Origin of the sequence: Mycobacterium genavense ATCC 51234, from assembly GCF_000526915.1 — a bacterium.
GTDB classification, from domain to species: Bacteria; Actinomycetota; Actinomycetes; order Mycobacteriales; family Mycobacteriaceae; genus Mycobacterium; species Mycobacterium genavense.
The window spans coordinates 81,765-103,290 of sequence record NZ_JAGZ01000007.1; the positions used below are offsets into that span (position 1 = coordinate 81,765).

Here is a 21,526-nt window from a genome sequence, read left to right on the forward strand (position 1 = left end):
GCGGAGAAACAGGTCACGCAGGCAGTCAGATGACGCGCGCGTCATGCGCAGGGGAGCCGAGCGCTGCTGACTCCCTGATCGGGCCGGTAGGATCGCCCCGACGATGCCAGGGCCAACGGCCGGCGGCTGAAGTGCGAGTCACCCCCCGACGGAGCGCGGTGACAATCGGCGCCATCTATGCCAACGGCGAGCAATTCCGTTGCTGCGCAATCATTTTGATGGGCGCTCGAAGGCGATTCAGTTCTGCGCGGCCCGTTCACGTTCGCGCCGGCGCGCCCGCGAGGCCCGCAGGTTGGCGACGTTGCCACACGTCTTCACGTTGCACCACACGCCGCTGTTGTTCTTCGAGCGGTCGTAGAACGTCGATTCGCACGGGTCGTTGTGGCATTGCTTCAGTCGCCGCCAGGTGCCCGCTTGCTGGCTGAGCAGGATCTCACCCCAAAGCGCCGAGGCCAGCCAGCGCCAGCCAGTGCCGGCCGGTTCCAGCCGGACCTCGCCGCTGTCGGAAACGACCAACGACGCGGCAGCGGTCGCGCCGCCGGCGGGGGTTTCCCCGCGTACCAGCTGTGCGATGGTGCGGCGCAGCGCGCGAAGCTTCGGTAGGTCCGCATCGGCCAGGCCGGGTGGGTTGGCGCCGACGCCGCGCAGTTCCGACCACATCCGTACCGCGCCGGTTAGCCACTGTTGCGCGAGTGCGGTGTCGGCCAACAGGTCGGGTTGGTGGACCGTGTTCAGGAAGTCGTGCACCAACCCGAGGCCCTCGGGCGCGGTCGTGAGTTCGAAGCGGTGTGACGCAGGCCATGTCGACATAGCCAAATTCTACTTGGCTATGTCACGACCGGCAATTAATGTGACATAGGCAAAGATACTTTACCTAAGTCAAGGAGTGTGGATCATGGTCAACATCAAGAGAGCGACGGTCGTGGTCACCGGCGGACAGCGCGGACTCGGCAAGGCCATCGTGGACGAGTTTCTGAGTAGGGGTGCGGCCAAGGTCTACGCCACCGCGCGTACCCCGCAGCCCAGCACCGACCCCCGCGTCGTCAGCGTCGCGCTCGACGTGACCAAGGCGGATTCGGTTGCGGCCCTGCCGCTTACGGCGTCGGATGCCGACATTGTGGTCAACAACGCCGGTATCATCGGAGCGGCCCAGCTGCTCACCAGCGACGTCGACGAGGTGCGCGAGGTGTTCGAACCAACTACTTCGGTGCACTTCGGGTGGCCCAGGCGTTCGCGCCGATCCTGGCCGAAAACGGTGGCGGAGCCCTGGTGGACATCAGTTCGGTGCTGGCCTGGGTGGGCGGTTTCGGCGGCTACGGCGACTCCAAGGCCGCGATCTGGTCGATGACCAACTCGTTGCGCGTCGAGCTCGAGAAGCAGGGCACGCTGGTCACCTCGGTGCACCTGGGCTACACGGACACCGACATGACCGCCGGGTTCTCGGCACCGAAGAACGACCCACATGATGTCGCCCGCCAGATCGTCGACGGCATCCGGGACGGCGAGGTCGAGGTGCTCGCCGACCAGGACTCCCGCCAGGCCAAGGCCGCGTTGGCCGGACCGGCCGAGCTGTTCCGCGTGAGCTGAGATGCACCCGCCATGGGGGTCGGCGCCGGGCCGGCCCCCATCGGCGCGCCCAACGTGTTTGGATTGGTCTATGGCCGATACGGTTCCCGAAGGCATTGTCAGCGCGACGCGCTTCATCTCCGCCAGCGCCGAGCGAATCTTTGAACTGATCGCCGAGCCGTCGAGTCAGCCGAGCTGGGACGGGAACAACAACCTGGCCTCCTCGGCTCCGGGACAGCGCGTCCGCGCGGTCGGTGACGTGCTCAAGACCACGTTGACCAACGGCGCGGTGCGGGAGAATCACGTCGTGGAGTTCATCGAGGGCACCAAGATCGCTTGGCGCCCAGCAGAACCCGGCAAGAAGCCGCCCGGTCACCTGTGGCGCTGGGAGCTCAGCGAGATCAATCCCACCTGACCAATGTCACCCACACCTACGACTTCACCGCGCTGACCAACGCGACGCGGCTGGAGAAGGCGCGTTCGACCACGCCCGAGATGTTGCGCGAGTCGATGGACAAGCTCGCCATGCTGGCCCAGCAGCTCGGTTAGCAGCCCGCGGAAGCGCCGCGGCCGGCCCACGTGCGACTGGGCGTCAGCCCTTCTTGGCGCGCATCCACTGGAACGTGCCGATGTTCTTGACGCGCACGTTGGCGAACCCGTTGGCTTCCAGGATGTCGCCGATTTCGTCTTCGTCGAACATGTGCGCCCCGATGTTGGGCAGCAGCCGCCAGACCCGCGCGGCCCGCCCCGCGGTCGGAACCATGACGACCAGTCGTCCGCCGGGCCGCAGCACCCGCGCCATCGCGGCCAACGCCGCGGCCGGATCCGGCACCAATTGCAGCACCGCCAGCGAGACCACCGCATCGACGGTGTCGTCCCGCAGCGGAAGTCGTTGTGCGTCAGCCCTTATGAAGCCGACGTGCGGTCCTGCCTCGTTGCGCACGGCGCGGGCAAGCATCGCTTCGGAAATGTCCACGCCCAGGGCGAGTCCATCCTTGCCCGCGGCGCGGGCCAGCGAAGCGGTGACGGTGCCCGGACCGGAACCGACGTCCAGCACGGTTCCGCCCGGCGGGATGTCCAGCCAGTCGGCGGGGTTTTGCAACGCGGTGAGCAGCCGTCGTGAGAACGCCTGGGCGTTGTCGTACAGCAGCGAGCCGATGGGCGATGCCCATGCGGCCTGGATCGGGCCGGTGTTCTTGGCAACGTGCTCCGATTCGGCGTCGAGCAAATCGAGATACCCCTTGCCCGCGTCCGGATTCGCCGGCGGATCGGCCAGCAAATCCAGCGCCCTGCGCAATGCGGGAGGAAGTGAGACGTGTACGTCAGTCATGCGTACTCCTTCGATCAAATGCCAAGCTGTACGCCGAAATACAGGAGCCGCGACGTTGAGTTCCCCAACGCAGCCTACGCGCGGCCACCGGGTGCCTCGACCCGCCGAGAATGTGGCCTTCGTTAACGCTTGACGACGGCGTGCTCGCTCACCAGGGCGTAGAGCCGCCACTCGCCCGGCACGCCCTTGAGGGCGCTCTCGCCACGGTCGGTGAACCGATGCCGCGACCCGGTGACGATGTCGCGCAGCGTCGAGGATACCAATACCTCACTGGGGCCGGCCTGGGCGGCGACCCGGGCGGCGATGTGCACGGCCATGCCGGCGATGTCGTCTCTGACCGCCCCGCCGTGCACCTCGACCTCACCCGCGTGGATTCCGACCCGCACCTCGATCCCGAGTACCCGGACCGCGTCGACGATGGCGTCCGCACACGCGATCGCGGCGCTCGGGCTGCTGAAGCTCGCCGACGAATCCGTCTCCGGCCGTGTTGACTTCGCGGCCGGAGAAGCGCTGCAGTTCTCGGCGCACGATGGCGTCGTGGTTGTCCAGCAGATCGCGCCAGCGATCGTAACCGAGCAGGGCGGCCCGCCCGGTCGAGCCGACGATGTCGGTGAACACGATCGTGGTCAGCAGGCGCTCGGCGTCCGAGCCGCCGCGCAGGCCGGTGATGAACTCCTCGATTTCGTCGAGCATCGGCGCGGTGTCGCCCACCCAGTACAGGGAGTCTTCGCCGGGCAGCTCGACCAGGCGCGAGCCGGCAACGTGCTCGGCAAGGTAATGGCCATGCCCGATCGGGGCGAATTCCGGATTGTCGCGGTGCAGGATCAGCGTCGGTGCCCTGACGCGCGGCAGAACGTCGCGCACGTCGGAGCGCCGGATGGTGTAGATGAAGAGCCGGGCCATGCTCGGGGAGGCGGCCCGGTTGCCCGCGTGATCCCACCACGCGCGGAACGCGTCGTCGGCGGCCACGGACGGAGCGATGATGCCGAGCATGTCGAAGCCCCGCTCGACGGCGTCCGGTTCGATCCCGATCGTCGTGTGTACGGTTTCGCGGCCGTCTCGTCGCTGCCGATCGGGTAGTCGGGACCACGCAGCGTCCTGGCCCCGCCGTTGAAGATCACCAGGTTACTGACTCGCTCGGGGAAATCCGCGGCCAGCACCAGCCCGGCCATTGAGGTGAAACCGGGGGCGAAGACCGTCGCCCGTTCGCACCCGACCGCGTCCATGACGGCGATCGCGTCCTGTGCCCAGCATTCCGGCCCGATCATGTCCAGCGAAGGGAGCCGCGACGACAGGCCGATCCCGCGCTGGTCGAACCGGATCACCCGGCAAAACGACGCCAGCCGACGGTGAAAGCGGTACATCGACGGCTCGCTGTCGACACAGTCGATCGGAATGAGTGGGCCCGGCAGCACCAGCAAGTCGATCGGCCCATCGCCAAAAACCTGATAGGCGATGTCGATCTCGCCGCAACTGGCGTACCGGGTCCGCGGAACCGGCGCCACGTACCCAGGCTAATGCAGGGCTAAGACAGGGCGCCGATGATCGGGGCCAGGTAGCGCGCGGCGTACTTGCGCACCGCGGCGTGGTCGGAGATGTCGAGCCGGTCGGTGGGGAACACGATGATGCCCAGCGCCACCCGCAGCAGCATGTCGGCGATGTCGGTCAGGTCGGAGTCGGGGATGTCCGCGCCGCATCGACGCAGCGTGTGCGCGATCCCGGCGGCGAATTGGCCGATCGGGAAGACGTGCGACCGGGAGAACAGCCCCAACAGCTCGGGCTCGCTTTCTATGATGCGCGAGTACAGCGGGGAGTCGTGGACCAGGCGCACCCCCAGCGTGAAGGCCTCGATCACCGCTTCGGCCGGAGTGCAGCCGGCGGTAGCCCGGTCCAAGGTGGCGAAAAACAGCTCACCCTCGCGGCGCACCACCTGTTCGACCAGATCGTCCTTGGTGGGAAACCGCCGGTAGACGGTGCTGCGACTGACCCCGGCCCGGGCAACGACGTCCTCGATGTTCGCGCGGCGCACGCCGTAGGTCTCGAAGACCGCCCGTGCGGTGTCCAGGATGGTGTCGTCGATCCTGGCGGCGTCGACGAGATTGCCGTCCGGGCTGCGGTTCCGCACGGATCACCACCTCCTCGGCACTGTCGACGCCCGAATGCTACGGTGACACAAAGATACATGTTTGTGTCACTGATTCACGGGGAGGTTGGGTGTGACCGCCCTAAACGACCAGTCGGCCGGCACCCGTTTCGACGCCGGCGTGCGGGAGGCGGTCCCCGTCGTGGTCGACGGGCCGGTCGACGACGAGACCGCGGCGCGGCTCGGGCCCGATTCGCTGATCTGGAAGTTCTACGGCGATCACCGCACCCAATTCTTCGGGTTCCAGCGAGTTGCCGGTGTGGAGAACTGCATCGAGCAGCTTGCCCAGGGCGTGCTGGACCACTCGGTGATCTTCAGCGACACGTTGGGCCGGGCCAAGCGAACCGCCCCGCCGTTGATGAAGACCGTCTACTCCGACGAGCCGCACGAGTGGGGTCGCAAGGTGCGCGACTTCCACAAATCGATCAAGGGCACCATCAGCGACGGCTCGCGGTATCACGCCCTGAACCCCGAGTTGTTCTATTGGGCGCACGCGACTTTCGTCGATCAAGTGATCTACAACACCGACACGTTCATCCGCCGGTTGTCGGACGCGGAGAAGGAACAGATTTTCGAGGAAGGCAAGCTCTGGTACGGCCTCTACGGCGTCAGCGGTCGCGGCCAACCGGAGACCTACGCCGACTTCCTCGCCTATTGGGACGACATGCTCGAGCGGTTCGTGCCGCACAAGACCGTGCTGTACGGCACCGGCTACATCCGCAAGGGCATTCCCGGACCGCGCTGGATGCCCAAGGGAATCTGGAAGATATTGTCCGCGCCGTTGAACGCCTACACCCGTCTCGTGCTGGTCGGAACCATGCCGCAGCAGATGCGTGACGTGTGCCAGTTGCAGTGGGATGCCAAGAAGGAGAAGCGATTTCAGCGCTTTGCCGCCATGATGCGGGCGTTGAATCCGGTGTTCAACCGGCTTCCGCTTTGGTTGCTCTACACGCCATGGGCGGTGACGGCCTGGCGCCGGGCGGGCGTTGACCCGCGCCGGCTGCACAACCGCGCGGCTAGCTGATCCGCAGCAGCCGTTCGGCGTTGCCGTGTGCGATCTTCTCCCGGTCGGCGGGCGACAGCGTCGTCTGTTCGAAGCCCCGGACCGCCTCGTGGGAGGACTCGTACGGGTCATCGATGGAGAACATCAGCGCGTCGGCGCCGACCTCGAGCACGGCGCCCGTCATCACCGCCGGTGAGAACACACCGCTGTTGGTGAAGACGATGTTGGTGCCCAGTTAGCTCGACGGCGCGTGCTTTAGCGTGCTGGTCTGCGCCAGCGCCGTCGACGCGAAGCGGGAGTCGATGCGGTTGCGCTGGAACGGCAGGAACTCGCCCATGTGTCCCAAGATCATCGTCGCTGCGGGATGCCGGTCGAACACGCCGCTGAACAGGATCCGTAGCGCATGTCCGCCGACTTCGGCGGCCCAGCTCCAGGTCGCGCCGTACAGCTCCGGGCGCCCCGCGATCACCTGCCAGTGATCGGCCGGGGTGCGCCGGGGTGCAAATACAGTGGCACGCCAAGGGATTCCACCGCCGCCCACAGCTCGTCGTATTCGGGCGCGTCCAGGTAGCGGCCGCCGGGTCCGGTGATGCAGTCGTTGACCAGGGCGCCGCAGAAACCGTCCTGGGTGACGGCGCGCTCCAGTTCGGTCACCGCGGCGACGGGGTCCTGCAAGGGCAACGCCGCGAATCCGCGGAACCGATCCGGATTGTCGTTGATCGCCTTGGCCAGGTATTCGTTGGCGAAGCGGGCGTTGTCGCGGGCCCGTTCGGCGTAAATGTCGACCTGCAGTCCCGGCGACGTCAGGGAGAGCACCTGGATGTCGATCCCGGCGTCGTCCATCTCGGCCAATCGGTGCTCGCCGATGTCGGGGAGCCGGAGTTGACAGCGCCGGGCGTATTCGGCGGTCATGCGCTTCTGCAGCTGCTGGTGCTCCGAAGTGGGCTGGCGCTCGGCGAGTTCGGGAAGGAAGAACGCTTCCTCTAAAGCGATGTAGCGCATCGGGTTTTCTCACTGTCGGATTACCGGGTCTCCCTTCGACTCTGCGCCTGCGCCGGCTATTTGTGAAATGAATGTCGCGTATAAGAGGTATGTCTGTGACGCATAGCCGCAGAGCTGGGCCGAAGGGTGGTGACTCGGGCGGAAACTCGTGGTTACCTCAAGGCAGATCTGAGCATCCCGCTACGTCAGCCCGAGCGTGAGGAGCGCAGCAATGCAAATGACGGGTAATACCGTTTTGGTCACCGGCGGTGGCAGCGGGATCGGCCGCGGTCTCGCGGAGTCACTGCACCGGCTCGGCAACCAGGTCGTGATCGCCGGCCGTCGTCGTGAGCTGCTGCGGGCCGTCGTCGAGGCCAACCCCGGCATCGGGTATCTGCCGCTGGACCAGTCCGATGCGGCCGACGTCCGGCGGTTAGCGGTCGAGCTGACCGACCGCTAACCAAACTTCAACGTGTTGATCAACAACGCCGGAACGCAACGCGTCGAGGACCTCACCGCCAGCAACGCCGGCGCGGCGGAACAGAGCATCGCGACCAACCTGATGGGCCCGATCCGCCTCATCTCGACCCTGCTTCCGGCGCTGCTGCGAAAGCCGCGCGCGGCGATCCTCAACGTGACGTCCGGCCTGGCTTTCATGCCCAGTGCGCTCCCGCCGACCTACTGCGCATCCAAAGCCGCCCTGCACTCCTACACGCAGTCCCTGCGGTTCCAGCTTCGCGACACCGCGGTCCAGGTCATCGAGATCATTCCGCCGCATGTGCAGACCGCGCTGCAGGGGGAGCGCGGATTCGACCCGCGGGCGATGCCGTTGGATGACTACATCGCCGAGATGATGGCACTGTTGCAGTCGCAGCCGCAGGCCGAGGAGATCGTGGTGGAGCGGGTCAAGAACTTTCGCTACGCCGAACGCGACGGCACCTATCAGGAGATCTACCCGGCTTTCAACGAGGCGATCACGGCGTGGCTGCGCGGCGCGGGCAGCAGCCGAACAGCCCGCTGAAAACCTTGCGGTTACACAGAATTCGCCGCGGAATGGGCTAACGTTCAGCCTTTGTATGCCCTGGCGCGGCTGAACCCGCGTGGCGGCGCGGACCGGCATGCGACAGGATCGAGGACATGGCCGAAATCGACTTTTCGTTGTTGGACGTTCCGAGATCGGCACCGGTCGAAGACGCCGAGGCCTATTTGCGTGCGGCCGTCGCCTGGCACTTCGGCGAGGACACCGGCTCCGCGTTTTGGCTGCGGATTGCCAAGACGCTGGACTTCGACCCGTTGACCGATGTCAAGACCTTCGCCGATCTGCGGCTGTTTCCGAACCTGCTCAGCGAGCTGCGCAAGGTGCCGGTCGAGGATCTGATCCCGCGCGGCTACGGTTCACCTCCGCCGGTGCCGCAGGTCTTCGAATCCGGCGGTACCACCGGGGCTCCGAAACGTACTGCGCAACTACCGGATTGGGTTGCGCAAGTCATCGAATGGCAAACCGAGGACTTCGCCACCGGCGGCTTTCAGCGCGGCCGGGGCTTTTTGTGCCTGATGCCGAGTGGTCCGCACGGCGTGGGCTTCTTCTCGCGGCTGGTCGCCGAGCGGCTGGGCTCGGCGTTTCATGCGATCGACATCGATCCCCGCTGGGTGAAGAAGATCGCCGCGCGCAATGCCGTCGGTGAGGTGGCGGCCTATGTCGACCACGTCCTCGAGCAGGCGGCACACGTGCTGCAGACACAGAACGTCGCGAATCTACACGCCACTCCGCCGTTGCTCGAGGCGATTGCCCGCGACGACGGCCTGGTGGACTTGGTAAACGCCAAGATTCGCTACCTGCTGCTCAGCGGCGCGCATGTGGATGCCGACACGCTGGACCTGCTGCGCGACATCTTCCCGAATACGACGATCACGATGGCATTCGGCAGCACGATGATCCTGTCACAGGCCGTCACCCGGATCGACGGTGACGCGTTCGTTTTCGACCCGCGCACACCCTGTGTCGTGTTCTGGGTGGTCGATCCCGACACCGGAGAGCGGGTGCCCTACGGACAGCTGGGCCAGGTGGTGATGAACCACATCAGCAAGGGCATGTTCCTGCCGAACAACCTGGAACGCGACATGGCAATCCGGATGCGCGGGCCCGCAGGCCAACTCAGCGACTCGGTCAGTGCGGTACGGCCGGTCGCCACCTTCGAAGGCGAGGCCGTCATCGAGGGTGTCTACTGACGTGCGTGGCGAAACATCCGGTGTGGCCGCTGATTTAGTGCTGCTCGACGCCCTCGGCCCCACCGGCGAATACCGGACCCGTAACCGCGAGATCGTCACCACCACGGCGGGGGCACCCGTCGCCGAGTTGAGTCTGGTGCCACCGCTGTATGTATCGCGCACCATCGCCGCGCAGCGCAAGGTCGTGCCGCTGCCGGCCGCACAGCGGGAAAAGACGTTGGCAGTCGCCGCCGACATCTTTGCGGCCGCGGAAATCGGCGGCCTCGACTTCGACGCGTATGTCGAACTGGCCAGCCGGATTTCGGGAGTGCCGATTGCCGTCACCCGCGCCGGGGCCCGCGGCGTGGCCGACGCGGTAGCGCATGCCGTCGACGCGGTGCGACCGGCCCAGCCGACCGGCGCGGCCCGCGACTGGCGCGAGGACCGTGCCCGCGCCGGCGGGGCGGTCTGGGTGCGCCGTGGCGAGGTGTTCGCCGTGCACGCCGCCGGAAACGGCCCGGGTGTGCACGGGTTGTGGCCCCAAGCGCTCGCCCTGGGCTACCGGGTCGCGGTACGCCCGTCGCGGCGTGAACCGCTCACCGGGCACCGACTGGTTAGTGCCTTGCGCCAGGCCGGCTTTCGGTACGAAGACGTCGTCTTTCTGCCCACCGATCACGCCTGCGCCGACGAGATCATTCGCTGCGCGGATCTGGCCATGGTGTACGGCGGTCAGGACGTCGTCGACAAATACGCCGCCGACCCGACGGTGATGGTGAACGGACCGGGCCGGGCCAAGATCCTGATCACCGCCGATCGTGATTGGCGCGACCACCTGGACCTGATCGTCGACTCGATCGCCAATCTCGTTGGTATGGCTTGTGTCAACGCCACCGCCGTGCTCTACGAGGGTGACCCGGCCCCGCTGGCCGCGGCGATTGCCGACCGGCTGGCGGCGCTCGAGCCGCTGCCCACCGAGGACGAGCAAGCGATCCTGCCCACCCAGCCCGTCGAGAAGGCGCAGGCGCTGGCGGCATATCTGGCGGCCAAGGCCGCCGGCACCACCGCGCTGCTCGGCGCCGATCAGGTCGTCGCCGCGGTCGGCGCCGGCTATGCCGCCCTGCGGCCGGCCGTGCACCTGCTGACCGCACCCGACGTCGACAAGCTCAACACCGAACTGGCGTTCCCGTGTGTGTGGGTGTCGCCGTGGTCGCGCGCCGACGGCCTGGCGACGCTGCGAAAATCCTTGGTGGTCAACGTGATTACCGCCGCCGACGACCTAATCGACGGTCTGCTCGGCGACTCGGCGATCGGCAACGTCTACCGCGGAAACCATCCGACATACTACGGCGCACCGGAGATCCCGCACGACGGATTCCTGGCGGACGTCCTGATGCGGAACAAGGGCTTCATCCGGGATTAGCCGGCGTCGATGTACGGCAACAGCGCCATCTCGCGGGCGTTCCGGACCGCGGTAACCACCTGCCGTTGCTGCTGCACCGTCAGGCCGGTGACGCGGCGGGACCGGATCCGGCCGCGCTCGGAGAGGAACATTCGCAACGTCGAGATATCTTTGTAGCCCACGTATTTGAGACCCAGGCTGGCCAGCAGGTTCTTCTTCTTCTCGACCGGCCGAGTTCGGGCCGGGCGGGTCGTTGACTTCTCGGCCATTCAGCGTTCGTCCCGGAACTCGACGTGGCGACGCACCAGCGGTTCGTACTTGCGCAGCATGAGCCGGTCGGGGTCGTTGCGGCGGTTCTTGCGGATGATGTAGGTGTAGCCGGTGTCCGCCGTCGAACGCAGCTTGACGATGGGCCGAATCTCGTTGCGCGCCATCAGGTGCGCCGGCCTTCCCGGCGCAGTCGGGCGACGACGGCGACGATGCCGTCGCGGTCGATCACCTTGATGCTCTTGGCACTCACCCGCAGCGTGATGTGCCTGCCCTCCGGCATGACGCCTCCTCTCTGTGCCGAACGTCGAGTTGTCGGGTGAATTGGCACCGTTTTGGCCCGACAACCCGACGCTCGACCGGCACGCGGTTATTGAAAATCATTTGCAATAAGGAGTGGGCATGCGGACCCGGTGGTGCTGGTAGCGGGTCAGGGCGACACCGACGCGGTGACGGGGGCGTTCCTGCGTCGGCCCGGAACCGTGGTCGTTGAGCATCGGTTCGACGGCCAAGCGGTAAGGCGGACGACGGCCGTGCTGTGCAAGGGCGAACTCACCACCGCCGAGGAGGCGCTGGAGCTGGCCCACGGGTGTGTGTCCTGCACCGTGCGCAACGACCTGCCGACCCTGCTGCGCAAACTGGCCCGCCACGACGGGGTCGATCGGATCGTCGTGCATCTGTCGCAGTGGCTGGAACCGGAGCCCATCTGCGTCGCGATCAATCACGTCCGGGTGCGGATCGGTCCCGGCTCCCCGGACGGCCCGGCCGTCCCGGACGTGGCGATCGCCGGGGTGGTGACGTGCATCGACTCGCACCGCTGGCTCACCCGCGCGCTCGGGGACGACGTGCTGCCGGATGGCCGCACGACGGCCCAGGTCGTCGTCGGCCAGGCCGAGTTCGCCGACCTGCTGGTGCTGACCCGTCCGGAGCCGGTGACGCGGGCCGTGCTGCGCCGGCTTGCGCCGCGGGCGCGGATCACCGTGGGGCTCGAACGCGTCGACGTGGCGCTGGCAAATCTGGAGGACGACTCGCGACGCGGCCGCAGTGATCATCCGCACGGCTGGCTGCTCGCCGGCCGCCCGCCGCTGGGCGCCGACGGGCCCGTGCAAATCGTCGAGTTCAACGCCCGCCGCCCGTTTCACCCCGAGCGCTTGCACGCCGCGGTGGACCTGCTGCTGACCGGTGTGGTGCGCACCCGCGGGCGGCTGTGGCTGGCCAGCCGGCCAGACCAGGTCATGTGGCTGGAGTCCGCGGGCGGCGGCCTGCGGGTCGCCGGCGCCGGGAAGTGGCTGGCGGCCATGACCACGCACGAGGCGGCTAACGTCGTCGCCGACCGGCGGCTGTTCGCCGAGCTGCAGTGGGAATACCGGTTCGGCGACCGGCACACCGCGATGACGGTGTTGATCTGCGGCGGGCAGCCCCCCGACATTCTCGACGCCCTGCACGGGGCGCTGCTGACCGACGCGGAAATGGCGCAACCGCGGGAGTGGGGCGGCTATCGCGACCCGTTCGGCGATTGGCACGAGGACCCCTGCGACGAAACCTCCGGCGCGACCGAGGAAGTCGCGTCCGACTCGCAGCGTCGCGAATCATGATCTGACACCGCATCGGCCCGCAGCCGGTACCGGCGTTTGGCCGGTGCCCGCGGTCTGGTAGCTGTAGGTTACGAGTCGCAAAGCGTTGGGAAAGCAGCGCTGCACCAGGACTCGGCACGCCTCTCGGTGAATGCGGTGTGAAGGTGAACTTGATAGGCCAGGCCTTTAAGACGGCGACGGACCGGTTGGCCAACCCGGCGCGGGTCGTGGATCCGGACAAGCTGCGCGCCGCGGTTTCGGGTAAGACGGCACTGGTCACCGGCGCGTCATAGGGAATCGGGGAGGCCACGGCCCGCCGGCTCGCGGCGGCCGGGGCGACCGTACTGGTGGTGGCGCGATCGGCCGAACGGCTCGACGATCTCGCGGCGGCGATCAATGCCGGTGGCGGGCACGCCGTGACCTACCCGACGGATCTGAGCGACGAGGCCGCCGTCCACGTGCTGACCAAGCAAATCACCGAGAACCACGGCGCCCTCGACCTCGTGATCAGCAATGCCGGAAAATCGCTGCGCCGTTCGCTGCATCAGCAATACGACCGCCCGCACGATTTCCAGCGCACCATCGACATCAACTACCTGGGGCCGATCTGGCTGTTGCTGGGACTGCTGCCGGCCATGCGGGAAAACGGGGGCGGCCACATCGTGAACGTGTCGAGCGTCGGCGTGCGGGTGGTGCCCGGCCCGCAATGGGGTGCCTACCAGGCGTCCAAGGGCGCGTTCGATCGCTGGCTGCGCAGCGTGGCGCCGGAACTGCACGCCGACGGCGTGGCCGTCACGTCGGTCTACTTCGCGTTGGTTCGAACCCGGATGATCGCACCGACACCGATCCTGGGCCGGTTGCCCGGTCTGTCCCCGGAGGAGGCGGCCGACGTCATCGCCAAGGCAGTCGTCGAGCGCCCGCGTACCGTCGAACCGCCCTGGGTGTTTCCGGCCGAGCTGGCATCGGTGCTGCTGGCCGGCCCGGTGGACTGGGCGGCCCGGCTGTGGCATCGACGCTTTTTCGCCGACCGAGAGGACGGCGGATGACCGACGGTGTGGTCGCCACGACGGCCCGAGCCCTGGTGTCGTCGCGGCTGCTGAGCGTGCCCACCCCGATCGCGGTGCTGCGGCTGATCCGCGAGGTGTATCGGTGCGGCACCAACCTGTCGACGCTGCTGGCCGTCGCTGCGGCGCGCTGGCGGGACCGCACGGCGATCATCGACGACGGCGCGCTGAGCTACCGCGAACTGCAATCCAAGACCGAGGCGCTCGCCCACGAGCTGGTCCGCGACGGCGCGGGCCCCGGTGAGGCCGTCGGAATCATGTGCCGCAATGGCCGGGACTTCGCGGCGTCGGTGTTCGCCGCGGCCCTGGTCGGTGCGGACGTGGTGCTGGTGAACACGGAGTTCCGCGCCACCGCGCTGGCAACCGCGTTGGGTTCGCACCAGGTGCGAAACATGTTCTGCGACAACGAGTTTACCGAGTGGGTCAGCGATGCCGCGCCCGCGGTGGACGTCATCGACCCGGCGACCGTGCAGGGCCGCCCGGGCGTGCCGCGACCGCGCGTCATCGAGTCCGGTCGGCTCATCCTGCTGACCTCGGGCACCACCGGTACGCCAAAGGGCGTCCCGCGGATGCCGCGGATGAGTTCGGGAGTCGGCGTCGGCATGACGATCCTCGAGCGCACCGGGCTGCGGGTGGGATCGCGAATCCCGGTGGCGGTACCGATGTTTCACGGTCTGGGCCTGGGCATGCTGATGCTCACGATCAGCCTGGGCGGTACGGTTCTGACGCATCGCCGCTTCGATGCCGAGGCGACGCTGGCCCAGGCATCGCTGCAGCGCGCCGATGCGCTCAGCGTGGTCCCGATCATGCTGGCGCGCATCATGGATTTACCGAAACGGGTACGCATGCGAACCCGTTGTCGCTGCTGGTCGTGATCTCCAGCGGCGATCGGCTCGATCCAGCCTCACCGGCCGTTTCATGGACGCCTACGGCGAAATCCTCTACAACGGATACGGTTCCACCGAAGTCGGAATCGGGTCGTTGGCAACACTTTTCGAGCTACGCCATGCCCCGGACACGGTCGGACGGCCGGTGGCGGGGTGCCCGGTTCGCATCTTCGACAAGACCGGCAGGGCCGTCGGACCGCGGGTGACCGGCCGCATCTTCGTGGGTGGCGAGCTGACGACCAAGGGCTACATCGGCGGGGGCGCCAAAACGGTCATCGACCAGATGACCAGCACCGGGGACATGGGCTATCTGGACAACTCGGGCCGGCTCTACATCGTCGGCCGCGAGGACGACATGATCGTGTCGGGCGGCGAGAACGTGTATCCGCAGGCGCTGGAAAATGCGCTCACCGGGCATCCCGACGTCGCCGAGAACGCGGTCGTGGGGGTGCCCGACGAACAATTCGGGTGCCGACTGGCCGCATTCGTCGTTGCCCGCAATCAGCGGGAGATCGACGTGGCGGCGCTACGAGACTACTTGAAGGGCAAGGTTTCTCGCTTCGAGCAGCCCCGAGACATTCATGTCGTCGACAGCATTCCGCGCAACCCGGCCGGCAAGGTCATCCGCAAGGAGCTATCGGGCTAAAACCACGGACCGTCGTAGTCACCGGTTGCCCCACGGGCGAGATATGCACCGGAGCGATCCATCGCTGTTGCGCCGCCGCCGCACGGAAAGCTGTAGCTGCCTACGCACAAAGTGTTGGAACCAGTTGAAGTCTTGGGTCCTTCGGTGCGAAGCAGGACCCATCCGCCGTCCAGCTTCGCAAGCGGGCGCACGGACCATCCTGCGGACATGGTCTTCGATGTGCGGTAGTCGATCACCGGGTTGTCGGATTCATTCTTCAGATAGACAAGGTTTCCGCCGATATCCGCATCCGAAATTTTCAGGCCGCTGATCTGCTGGTCGCTCAATCCGAAGACTTCTTTCTTGGCGGTCGTGTCGAAGATCTTGAGATACCCACCGCGACGGCTGTCACTGCCCGCCAAGATGATCGTGTCACCGTAGGTGAAGGCCTCCGCCAGCGCGGGAATCGTTGGGGAGGGAGCCATGCCCTGACTCATGTCGAGGTAGGGCGCGATGGGACCGGTGATGTCCCGTGTCCGTATGTCGAAATAGAAGACACCAGGCGCAAGATCCGCCGGGTCGACGGATGCTCCGGCCTTGGGAGTGGCTTGCACGTTGTGTTCGAGTAGGAAGCCATGATCTGCCGCGATGATATTGCCGAGGTTGCGGAATGTGCCGACTTCGGTCCCGTCGGCGCCACTGTGGAAATGCAAATCGAAAGTGGTGTAGGTGGGCCCTTTGATGGCGTTCTGCACGGCGTAACCGTCGTAGTTGATTCCCCTGATGCCGGTGTCGGGTGTTCGGTGCGACCTCGAGGTGCGCCTTCGTCTCAAGCGTATTGGGGTCGAAGAACGCAACCGAGAGCAAATCGGGTCACGACCAGTGGGCGACCACGAACTCGCCAGAGGCTGGATAAATCGACCAGTTTGCGTCGACTTCGTTTCCGGGAGTCGGTGACGAAAACGGCTTTTTTGCTGTCGGTTGGGGATTTGACGGATCAAAGGCGATGAGGTTGGTCTGTTGAGACTCCGGAGTCAACCCTTGGGACGGCGTCTTGGTAGTGAGCAGGTAGATGACCCGTTGCTTGCCGTCGTTGGTGGTCGCGACCGCGCAGCCCTGCGCCATCAGCTTCTCGCCGGCGGCGATCGCCGGATGCGGCAAGGCGATATTGTCGCCGGTTTGCGTATCGAAGATCTGGCCCGTTTGGGGGCGTTGGGTTGGACTGCGGGATCGCAACCCGCGTAGATCGTCGACGAGTTCCGCGGCAATCGATCACCCTGGGTGCCGGGCAGAGTCGCTCGTGTCGATCGCTGCGGTGCAGTCGACGTCGTCCCAGACGCCGGCGAACCCTGCGGGCCTTTCGCCGGCGAGCCGCACCCGAATAGTGTTGCGGCACAGGCGACTGCAACCGCGATGGTGCACCCATGTCGGGCAGTTGACTGTCGATGCGTTGGACGTGACATAAAGACTCCTAGCTTCCCGACACGATCACGGGGGTCAAGATTGGGATGCCGTCGGATGATGATCGATCACTGTTGCCGCATCTAGGGAATTGGACCACATGGCGTGCCGGATCATCCGGGGTTTCGTCGGTCCCGCTCGATAATCTCGAGGCTACCGTGCCCGGCGTCTCACTCTTGGTCCGGCTGGATGACTCCGATGGTCTTGTTGAGCCAGTTGGGCGCCAGCCACGAGATCGCGGTGGCGCCCGCGGTGGCCCCCATCACGCCCGACCAGGCGATCGGTCCCAGTGGTGTGCATCCGAAGAATTGGCTGATCACCGGGGTCTGCACGATGCCGACCAGCACACCCGCGCTGCCCAGCGCGGTGGCCACGACGAGCGGGCTGTGCTGGCGCGTCAGCAGCGTCTGGGCCAGCTGCGTGGTCACCAACGCCGTCAATCCCATTGTGGCCGTGCGCCGTTCGCTGCCGGGTGTCCAGCGCCCGATGGTCCAGGCGGCGGTCGCGCCCGCGGCCGTGACGACGCCGCGGGTGACGATCTGGCGCATCAGCGGGGCGTCGAGCGAGGGCCTGGGACCGGTCAACACCGCGAGACGGTGTGCGGCGCGGGCGTTTTCGGCCTGCTCCTCGGATTCGTACCCGGTCTCGTCGGGTTCGACGTACTGCGACGTGACGGCAACCGCCAGCGCGGGGAACATGTCGGTGAGCAGGTTCACCAGCAGCAACTGACGGGTTCCCACCGGCGCGCGGCCCTGACCGAACGCGGTCCCGATGATGGTGAACAGCACCTCGCCGACGTTGCCGCCGACCAGGATCGTGACGGCGTCGCGAACACCGGCCCACATGCTGCGGCCCTCGACCAGCGCGTCGAGCAGCACACTCAGATCGCGGTCGGTCAGGACGATGTCGGCGGCGCTGCGGGCGGCCGACGAACCGCGCCCACTCACCCCGATGCCCACGTCGGCCATCCGGATGGCCGCGGCGTCGTTGGCGCCGTCGCCGACCATCGCCGTCACCCGGCCGCAGCGCTGCAGCGCGGCCACGATCTGCACCTTCTGCTCCGGGCTGACGCGGGCGAACACCTGGACGTTGGAAACGACCTTGGCGGCGGCGTCCTCGTCGAGACCGGCCAGTTCGGCGCCGGTGATGACCCGCGCATCCGCCGGCAGCCCCAGCTGGCGGGCGATCGCCCGGGCCGTGATTGGGTGGTCTCCGGTGATCAGCACCACCTCACGGCCGGCCGCCTCCAGCGCCTCGATCAACGGGCGTGACGATTCCCGTGCCGTGTCGGCCAGGCCGACGTAGCCCAGCAGCTCGAGATCGTGTGCGGTGGCGTCGACGGCGTCGACGTCGGTGTCCTTGTCGTGCGTGGTCCCGTTCGGCCACGGGCGGCGGGCCACCGCCAGCACCCGCAAACCCCGTTCGGCGAGGCTGCGCACCACCGCCTCGGCGTGCGCCCGGTCGGCCTCCGGGTCGGCGAACCGGCAGCGGGGCAGCACCACCTCGGGTGCGCCCTTGAGCATCAACACCGGCTTGTCGGCCTCCGCGCTCAGGGTGCCGATCGCGGCGGCATAGCCACGACTGGACTCGAACGGCACCTCGGCTAGCAGCTGCCAGCCCGAATTGTTCTTGGTGAGAAGGAAACTCGCGGCGGTGATGATCGCCTCGTCGGTGGCGTGCGCGTGTCCTTGTCCGTCCTGGGGTTGGGGCGACGCCCAGGCCGCGGCCCGCAGCACCGCGGCCGAGCGCGGATCCTCGGCCTCCGAGAATGGATCGCCCGGCCGGGCGTCGTGCGGCATCGCGCACAGCACGCGCAGCCGGTTCTCGGTGAGCGTGCCGGTCTTGTCGAAACACACGGTGTCGACCCGGCCCAACGCCTCGATCGTGCGCGGGGAGCGGACCAGCACCCCATGCGACGTCAGGCGCTGCGCGGCGGCCAGCTGGGACAGCGTGGCCACCAACGGCAGACCCTCCGGCACGGCGGCCACGGCGATCGCGACACCGTCGGCGACGGCCTGCCGCAGCGACGCGCGCCGCAGCAACGCCAGCGCCGTCACCGCGGCCCCGCCGGTCAACGTCAACGGCAGCACCTTGGAAGTGAGTTCGCGCAGCCGGGCCTGCACACCGGCCGCCGTTTCGACGTCGGCAACCGCCGAGATCGCCCGGTGCGCAGCGGTGTTGACCCCGGTGGCCACGACGATCGCGCGAGCGTGACCGGCGACGATCGTGCTGCCCTCGAACAGCATGCTCGCCCGCTCCGGGTCGTTGACGGCGACGGGCTCCACCTGTTTGTCGACCGGCAGCGACTCGCCGGTCAGCAGTGACTCGTCGACCTCGAGGTCCTCGGCCACCAGCAGTCGCGCGTCGGCCGGAACCACCTCGGGTGCGGCCAGGTCGATGACGTCACCGGGCCGCAGCGACTTGGCGGACACCGTGACCGTGCGGGTGGCGCGCCGGGCCGCCTTCAGGCGGCGCCGGGTGGTGGCCACGGCGGGGACCGCGACCCGACGTACCAGCTGATCCTGCTCGGCGAACAGCTCGGCGGCCGCGGCCTCGGCCCGCAATCGTTGTGCCCCACCGGTTATCGCGTTGGCCGTCATGACGCCGCCGACCAGCAGCGCGTCGATGTTGCTGCCGACGATGGCCGACGCGGCGGCCCCCACCGCCAGAATCGGGGTCAGCGGGTCGGAGAGTTCGACCCGGGTGGCCGCGGCCAGCCGCGCCAGGTTGTGCAGCGGTCCGCGCAGTCCCGCGAAGGGTGGGCTGTAGGACAGGTCGTCGAGGCGGCGACGCCAGGACGGGGTCAAAGTCTCCACGGCCAGCGGTCGCGAACCGCCGGCCAGCCGCGCGTACACGATCTCGGGGTCCAGCGCGTGCCAGGCGGTGAGCGGCTGCGGGGTGGGGTCGGGCAGGCGCAGCACCCTGGCGGCTGAGAAGGTTCCGGCCACCAGCGCGGTGGCCGCGGCGGCGTTGACCGGGTTGAGCCAACGGCGGAAGTTCGCCGGGTTGCTGGACCGCTCCTGGTCGCTGCCGGTGACCAGCAGCAGACCGGCCAGCGTCGTACCGCCCTGGGCGAGATGTATCGCCGATTCGCTGGCCGCGCGGGCCACCGGAATCGCGGACAGGATGCGCACGGCGTCGGCCAGGTCGGTGCCGGTGATGATGTCGGCGGTCCATGGGGTGGCGGCACGTGGATCATCAAGTGCCACACCGATATCGGCGATGGCCAAGGCGGCCAGCGTGTCGGTCGACGCGAAATCGCGGTGCACCGCGGTGATCAACAGCGCCGGGCCGCGATCGGCCCGCAGCTCGCGCACCACGGTCAGCAGCGGTGTGCCGGGCGGGTGCGTCGCGGCGACGCTGGCGGTCAGATCCTCGGTGCCGGCGACGTGACGCAGCACCACCCGGGCCCCGGTCCGGTTCGCGGTCTGCAGCAACGGAATCGCGTACGGGTCGACCTCCCAACCGACGTCGACCCTGCCGACGCATTCGCCGTCGACCATGAGGTCCGCACTTTCCAGACCCTGCGCGGGGGTGGCCGACGGACCTTGCACCGGAACCCATCTCAGGTGTGCGCCGGTAGCGGGCAGCTCGTCGTCGTCGGGCTCGGGCGCCTCTTCTCCGTGCAGCAGCGCGTCGGCGACCTCGTAAACCCGGTCGTCGTCCCACCCGGGCGCCTCGCCGACCGATTTCAGGACGGCGCGGTGGTCACCCCGCAGCGCAGCGCCGTCGATGACGACCACTTTCACCCGATCCAGCCGGCGCAGGGCGCCGGGGTCGAGAACCAGTTGCCCGCCGTTGGCCAGGCCGCGGCCCAGCGTCGAGGCGAATGCCTGCCGACCCATGTGCGCGGCGCGGGGCACGCCGGCCTCGATCGCGGCGGCCGCGTCTTCGGTGCCGCCGCCGGCCACCAGCGCACTGGCCGCGGCGATCAGCGAGCCGTTGGCCGCCGACTCGACATAGGCCTCCACCGGGTCGGCCATCGAACCCTTCTCGGTGTCCATCGCCGCGTCGATGGCTCCGCCGACCACGACGTGCGAGGCTTCGCCCGCCGCCGCGGCGGCCCAGCTGTGCCGAGGCAGGTGGGATTTGGCGCCGGCCGAGGAGATGACCGGGACCACCGGCGCCTGCGGACGCTCGGGTGACGCCAGGTGCGGCTCGCGCTCGCGCCACACCCGACGGTGTGCCGCCGCCTCGGTGATCTGCAGCGTCCGTTGCGTCATATCGAGCAGCGGTGTGCCGAACGATTGGGTCAGCCCGTGCGCCGCCGCGGTCGTGGCGGCCAGCACGATATCGGTGCCCACCCGCCCCAGGCGGGACTCCAGGATCGACACCATCCGGGGTTGATGGTTGATCAGGGCGGCGGCTGCCCGGGTGGTTTGCGGCGCGGCGGGCAGACGCGTCACCCGGCCGGTGACGGCGGCGGTCATCGCGACGATGTCCATGGCCGCCGAGGTGAGCGGCACCAGAATTGCCAGCGGGTTGCCGGGGTCGGCGAACGGCGCGGAAATCGGTACGTCCGACTTCGTGGAAGCCAGGTCGGCGGCGATCGCGGCAACCGTCGATCGCACCTCGTCCAGGACGGCGTCGTAGTCTTCGGCGTCCTCGGCGAGTTCGAACACCAACCGGCCCAGGGAGCCCTCGACGTGGGCCTCGGCTACGCCCGGGATCCGGCGAACCGGCTCCTCGACGACGGCCGAGTACTCGTACCAGCGCGAGAACGGCAGCAAGGGATCCAGGTCCAGGTGCACCCGGCGACCGCTTTGCCAGCGCACCGGCGGGGCGATGGGGGCAGCAGACCCGTTGGATGACGGGGTGATTCCGAGGGCCCGGGTGGTGGAGTCGGCCATCGACTGCACCACGGGTCCGGCCAGTTCGACTACCGGGCTCGCCAGGAGCTGCACCGCACCCGCGGCGCCCGCCGCGGTGGACACGCCGGCTTTCACCAGCTGGGCCGCCCCGTCGGTGAGACCAGCGACGACGTTGGTTACACCCGGAATCTTCATTCGGTCATCCTT

Annotated in this window: 16 protein-coding genes and 6 pseudogenes; 9 read left to right on the top strand and 13 right to left on the bottom strand. The window is 67.8% G+C overall.

Annotated features, from left to right (window positions below):
- Nucleotides 1–237: 237 nt before the first annotated feature.
- A complete protein-coding gene (locus T428_RS28755) occupies nt 238–810 on the bottom strand; it encodes a CGNR zinc finger domain-containing protein (RefSeq protein WP_036468232.1) in 573 nt (190 codons plus the stop codon).
- A 78-nt stretch (nt 811–888) separates the two neighbouring features.
- Between T428_RS28755 and T428_RS28760 the strand changes: the two are divergent.
- Nucleotides 889–1,587: pseudogene (locus tag T428_RS28760) on the top strand (SDR family oxidoreductase); the annotation flags it as partial.
- Between the two features lie 70 nt (nt 1,588–1,657).
- Nucleotides 1,658–2,115: pseudogene (locus T428_RS28765) on the top strand (SRPBCC family protein).
- Nucleotides 2,116–2,158: 43 nt separating this feature from the next.
- Here the strand turns inward: T428_RS28765 and T428_RS0116450 are convergent.
- The 3 genes and pseudogenes from T428_RS0116450 to T428_RS0116460 all read right to left on the bottom strand — a co-directional run bounded on the left by T428_RS0116450 (nt 2,159) and on the right by T428_RS0116460 (nt 5,021).
- On the bottom strand, nt 2,159–2,896 hold the full coding sequence (locus tag T428_RS0116450) for a class I SAM-dependent methyltransferase (protein ID WP_025737334.1): 738 nt from the start codon (nt 2,894–2,896) through the stop codon (nt 2,159–2,161).
- A 122-nt stretch (nt 2,897–3,018) separates the two neighbouring features.
- Nucleotides 3,019–4,401 (bottom strand): annotated as a pseudogene (locus T428_RS28770) (adenylate/guanylate cyclase domain-containing protein).
- Between the two features lie 20 nt (nt 4,402–4,421).
- Nucleotides 4,422–5,021: a TetR/AcrR family transcriptional regulator gene (locus tag T428_RS0116460; protein ID WP_025737335.1), complete on the bottom strand. Its 600-nt coding sequence runs from the start codon at nt 5,019–5,021 to the stop codon at nt 4,422–4,424.
- A gap of 85 nt (nt 5,022–5,106) precedes the next feature.
- Here T428_RS0116460 and T428_RS0116465 point away from each other — a divergent pair, with 85 nt between their 5' ends.
- A complete protein-coding gene (locus T428_RS0116465; RefSeq protein ID WP_025737336.1) occupies nt 5,107–6,063 on the top strand; it encodes an oxygenase MpaB family protein in 957 nt (318 codons plus the stop codon).
- Here T428_RS0116465 and T428_RS33665 read toward each other — a convergent pair.
- Genes T428_RS33665 through T428_RS33675 form a run of 3 tightly spaced genes read right to left on the bottom strand, consistent with a single transcriptional unit; the run spans nt 6,056 to nt 7,044 of the window.
- Complete coding sequence (locus T428_RS33665) at nt 6,056–6,244, bottom strand: amidohydrolase family protein (protein WP_211243963.1); 189 nt, start codon at nt 6,242–6,244, stop codon at nt 6,056–6,058. The two genes, T428_RS0116465 and T428_RS33665, sit on opposite strands and share 8 nt — an antisense overlap.
- Before the next feature lie 33 nt (nt 6,245–6,277).
- A complete protein-coding gene (locus T428_RS33670; RefSeq protein ID WP_211243964.1) occupies nt 6,278–6,511 on the bottom strand; it encodes a hypothetical protein in 234 nt (77 codons plus the stop codon).
- On the bottom strand, nt 6,508–7,044 hold the full coding sequence (locus tag T428_RS33675) for an amidohydrolase family protein (RefSeq protein WP_211243965.1): 537 nt from the start codon (nt 7,042–7,044) through the stop codon (nt 6,508–6,510). The genes T428_RS33670 and T428_RS33675 overlap by 4 nt, the downstream gene beginning before the upstream one ends.
- A 211-nt stretch (nt 7,045–7,255) precedes the next feature.
- Between T428_RS33675 and T428_RS28780 the strand changes: the two are divergent.
- From T428_RS28780 to T428_RS0116485, 3 genes and pseudogenes are all read left to right on the top strand, one after another.
- A pseudogene (locus T428_RS28780) lies at nt 7,256–8,044 on the top strand (SDR family oxidoreductase).
- A gap of 116 nt (nt 8,045–8,160) precedes the next feature.
- The gene (locus tag T428_RS0116480) at nt 8,161–9,252 is read left to right on the top strand and encodes an AMP-binding protein (RefSeq protein WP_025737337.1); all 1,092 of its coding nucleotides are present in this window, start codon (nt 8,161–8,163) and stop codon (nt 9,250–9,252) included.
- A 1-nt stretch (nt 9,253) separates the two neighbouring features.
- Nucleotides 9,254–10,651 (top strand): aldehyde dehydrogenase family protein, encoded by a 1,398-nt coding sequence (locus tag T428_RS0116485; RefSeq protein WP_025737338.1) that lies wholly within the window; start codon nt 9,254–9,256, stop codon nt 10,649–10,651.
- On the opposite strand, the gene rpsR is transcribed toward T428_RS0116485, so the two are convergent.
- The 3 genes from rpsR to T428_RS28785 are packed head-to-tail and all read right to left on the bottom strand — an operon-like array spanning nt 10,648 to nt 11,228.
- Nucleotides 10,648–10,899 (bottom strand): 30S ribosomal protein S18, encoded by a 252-nt coding sequence (rpsR, locus tag T428_RS0116490; RefSeq protein WP_025737339.1) that lies wholly within the window; start codon nt 10,897–10,899, stop codon nt 10,648–10,650. The two genes, T428_RS0116485 and rpsR, sit on opposite strands and share 4 nt — an antisense overlap.
- The gene (rpmG, locus tag T428_RS0116495; protein ID WP_025737340.1) at nt 10,900–11,064 is read right to left on the bottom strand and encodes a 50S ribosomal protein L33; all 165 of its coding nucleotides are present in this window, start codon (nt 11,062–11,064) and stop codon (nt 10,900–10,902) included.
- Entirely contained in the window at nt 11,064–11,228 is a 165-nt protein-coding gene (locus T428_RS28785) for a hypothetical protein (protein WP_425412044.1), read from the bottom strand. The genes rpmG and T428_RS28785 overlap by 1 nt, the downstream gene beginning before the upstream one ends.
- 58 nt (nt 11,229–11,286) lie before the next feature.
- Between T428_RS28785 and mrf the strand changes: the two genes are divergently transcribed.
- The 3 genes and pseudogenes from mrf to T428_RS28795 all read left to right on the top strand — a co-directional run bounded on the left by mrf (nt 11,287) and on the right by T428_RS28795 (nt 15,068).
- A complete protein-coding gene (gene mrf, locus T428_RS0116505) occupies nt 11,287–12,492 on the top strand; it encodes a ribosome hibernation factor-recruiting GTPase MRF (RefSeq protein ID WP_036468234.1) in 1,206 nt (401 codons plus the stop codon).
- 143 nt (nt 12,493–12,635) lie between these two features.
- Nucleotides 12,636–13,517 (top strand): annotated as a pseudogene (locus T428_RS28790) (SDR family NAD(P)-dependent oxidoreductase).
- A pseudogene (locus T428_RS28795) lies at nt 13,514–15,068 on the top strand (AMP-binding protein). The pseudogenes T428_RS28790 and T428_RS28795 overlap by 4 nt, the downstream one beginning before the upstream one ends.
- Here the strand turns inward: T428_RS28795 and T428_RS0116520 are convergent.
- The 3 genes from T428_RS0116520 to T428_RS0116530 form a co-directional block, all read right to left on the bottom strand.
- Complete coding sequence (locus T428_RS0116520; RefSeq protein ID WP_025737342.1) at nt 15,065–15,802, bottom strand: hypothetical protein; 738 nt, start codon at nt 15,800–15,802, stop codon at nt 15,065–15,067. The pseudogene T428_RS28795 and the gene T428_RS0116520 overlap by 4 nt on opposite strands.
- Nucleotides 15,803–15,920: 118 nt before the next feature.
- A complete protein-coding gene (locus T428_RS0116525) occupies nt 15,921–16,283 on the bottom strand; it encodes a hypothetical protein (RefSeq protein WP_025737343.1) in 363 nt (120 codons plus the stop codon).
- Nucleotides 16,284–16,678: 395 nt separating this feature from the next.
- Complete coding sequence (locus T428_RS0116530) at nt 16,679–21,514, bottom strand: cation-translocating P-type ATPase (protein WP_025737344.1); 4,836 nt, start codon at nt 21,512–21,514, stop codon at nt 16,679–16,681.
- Between the last annotated feature and the right edge of the window lie 12 nt (nt 21,515–21,526).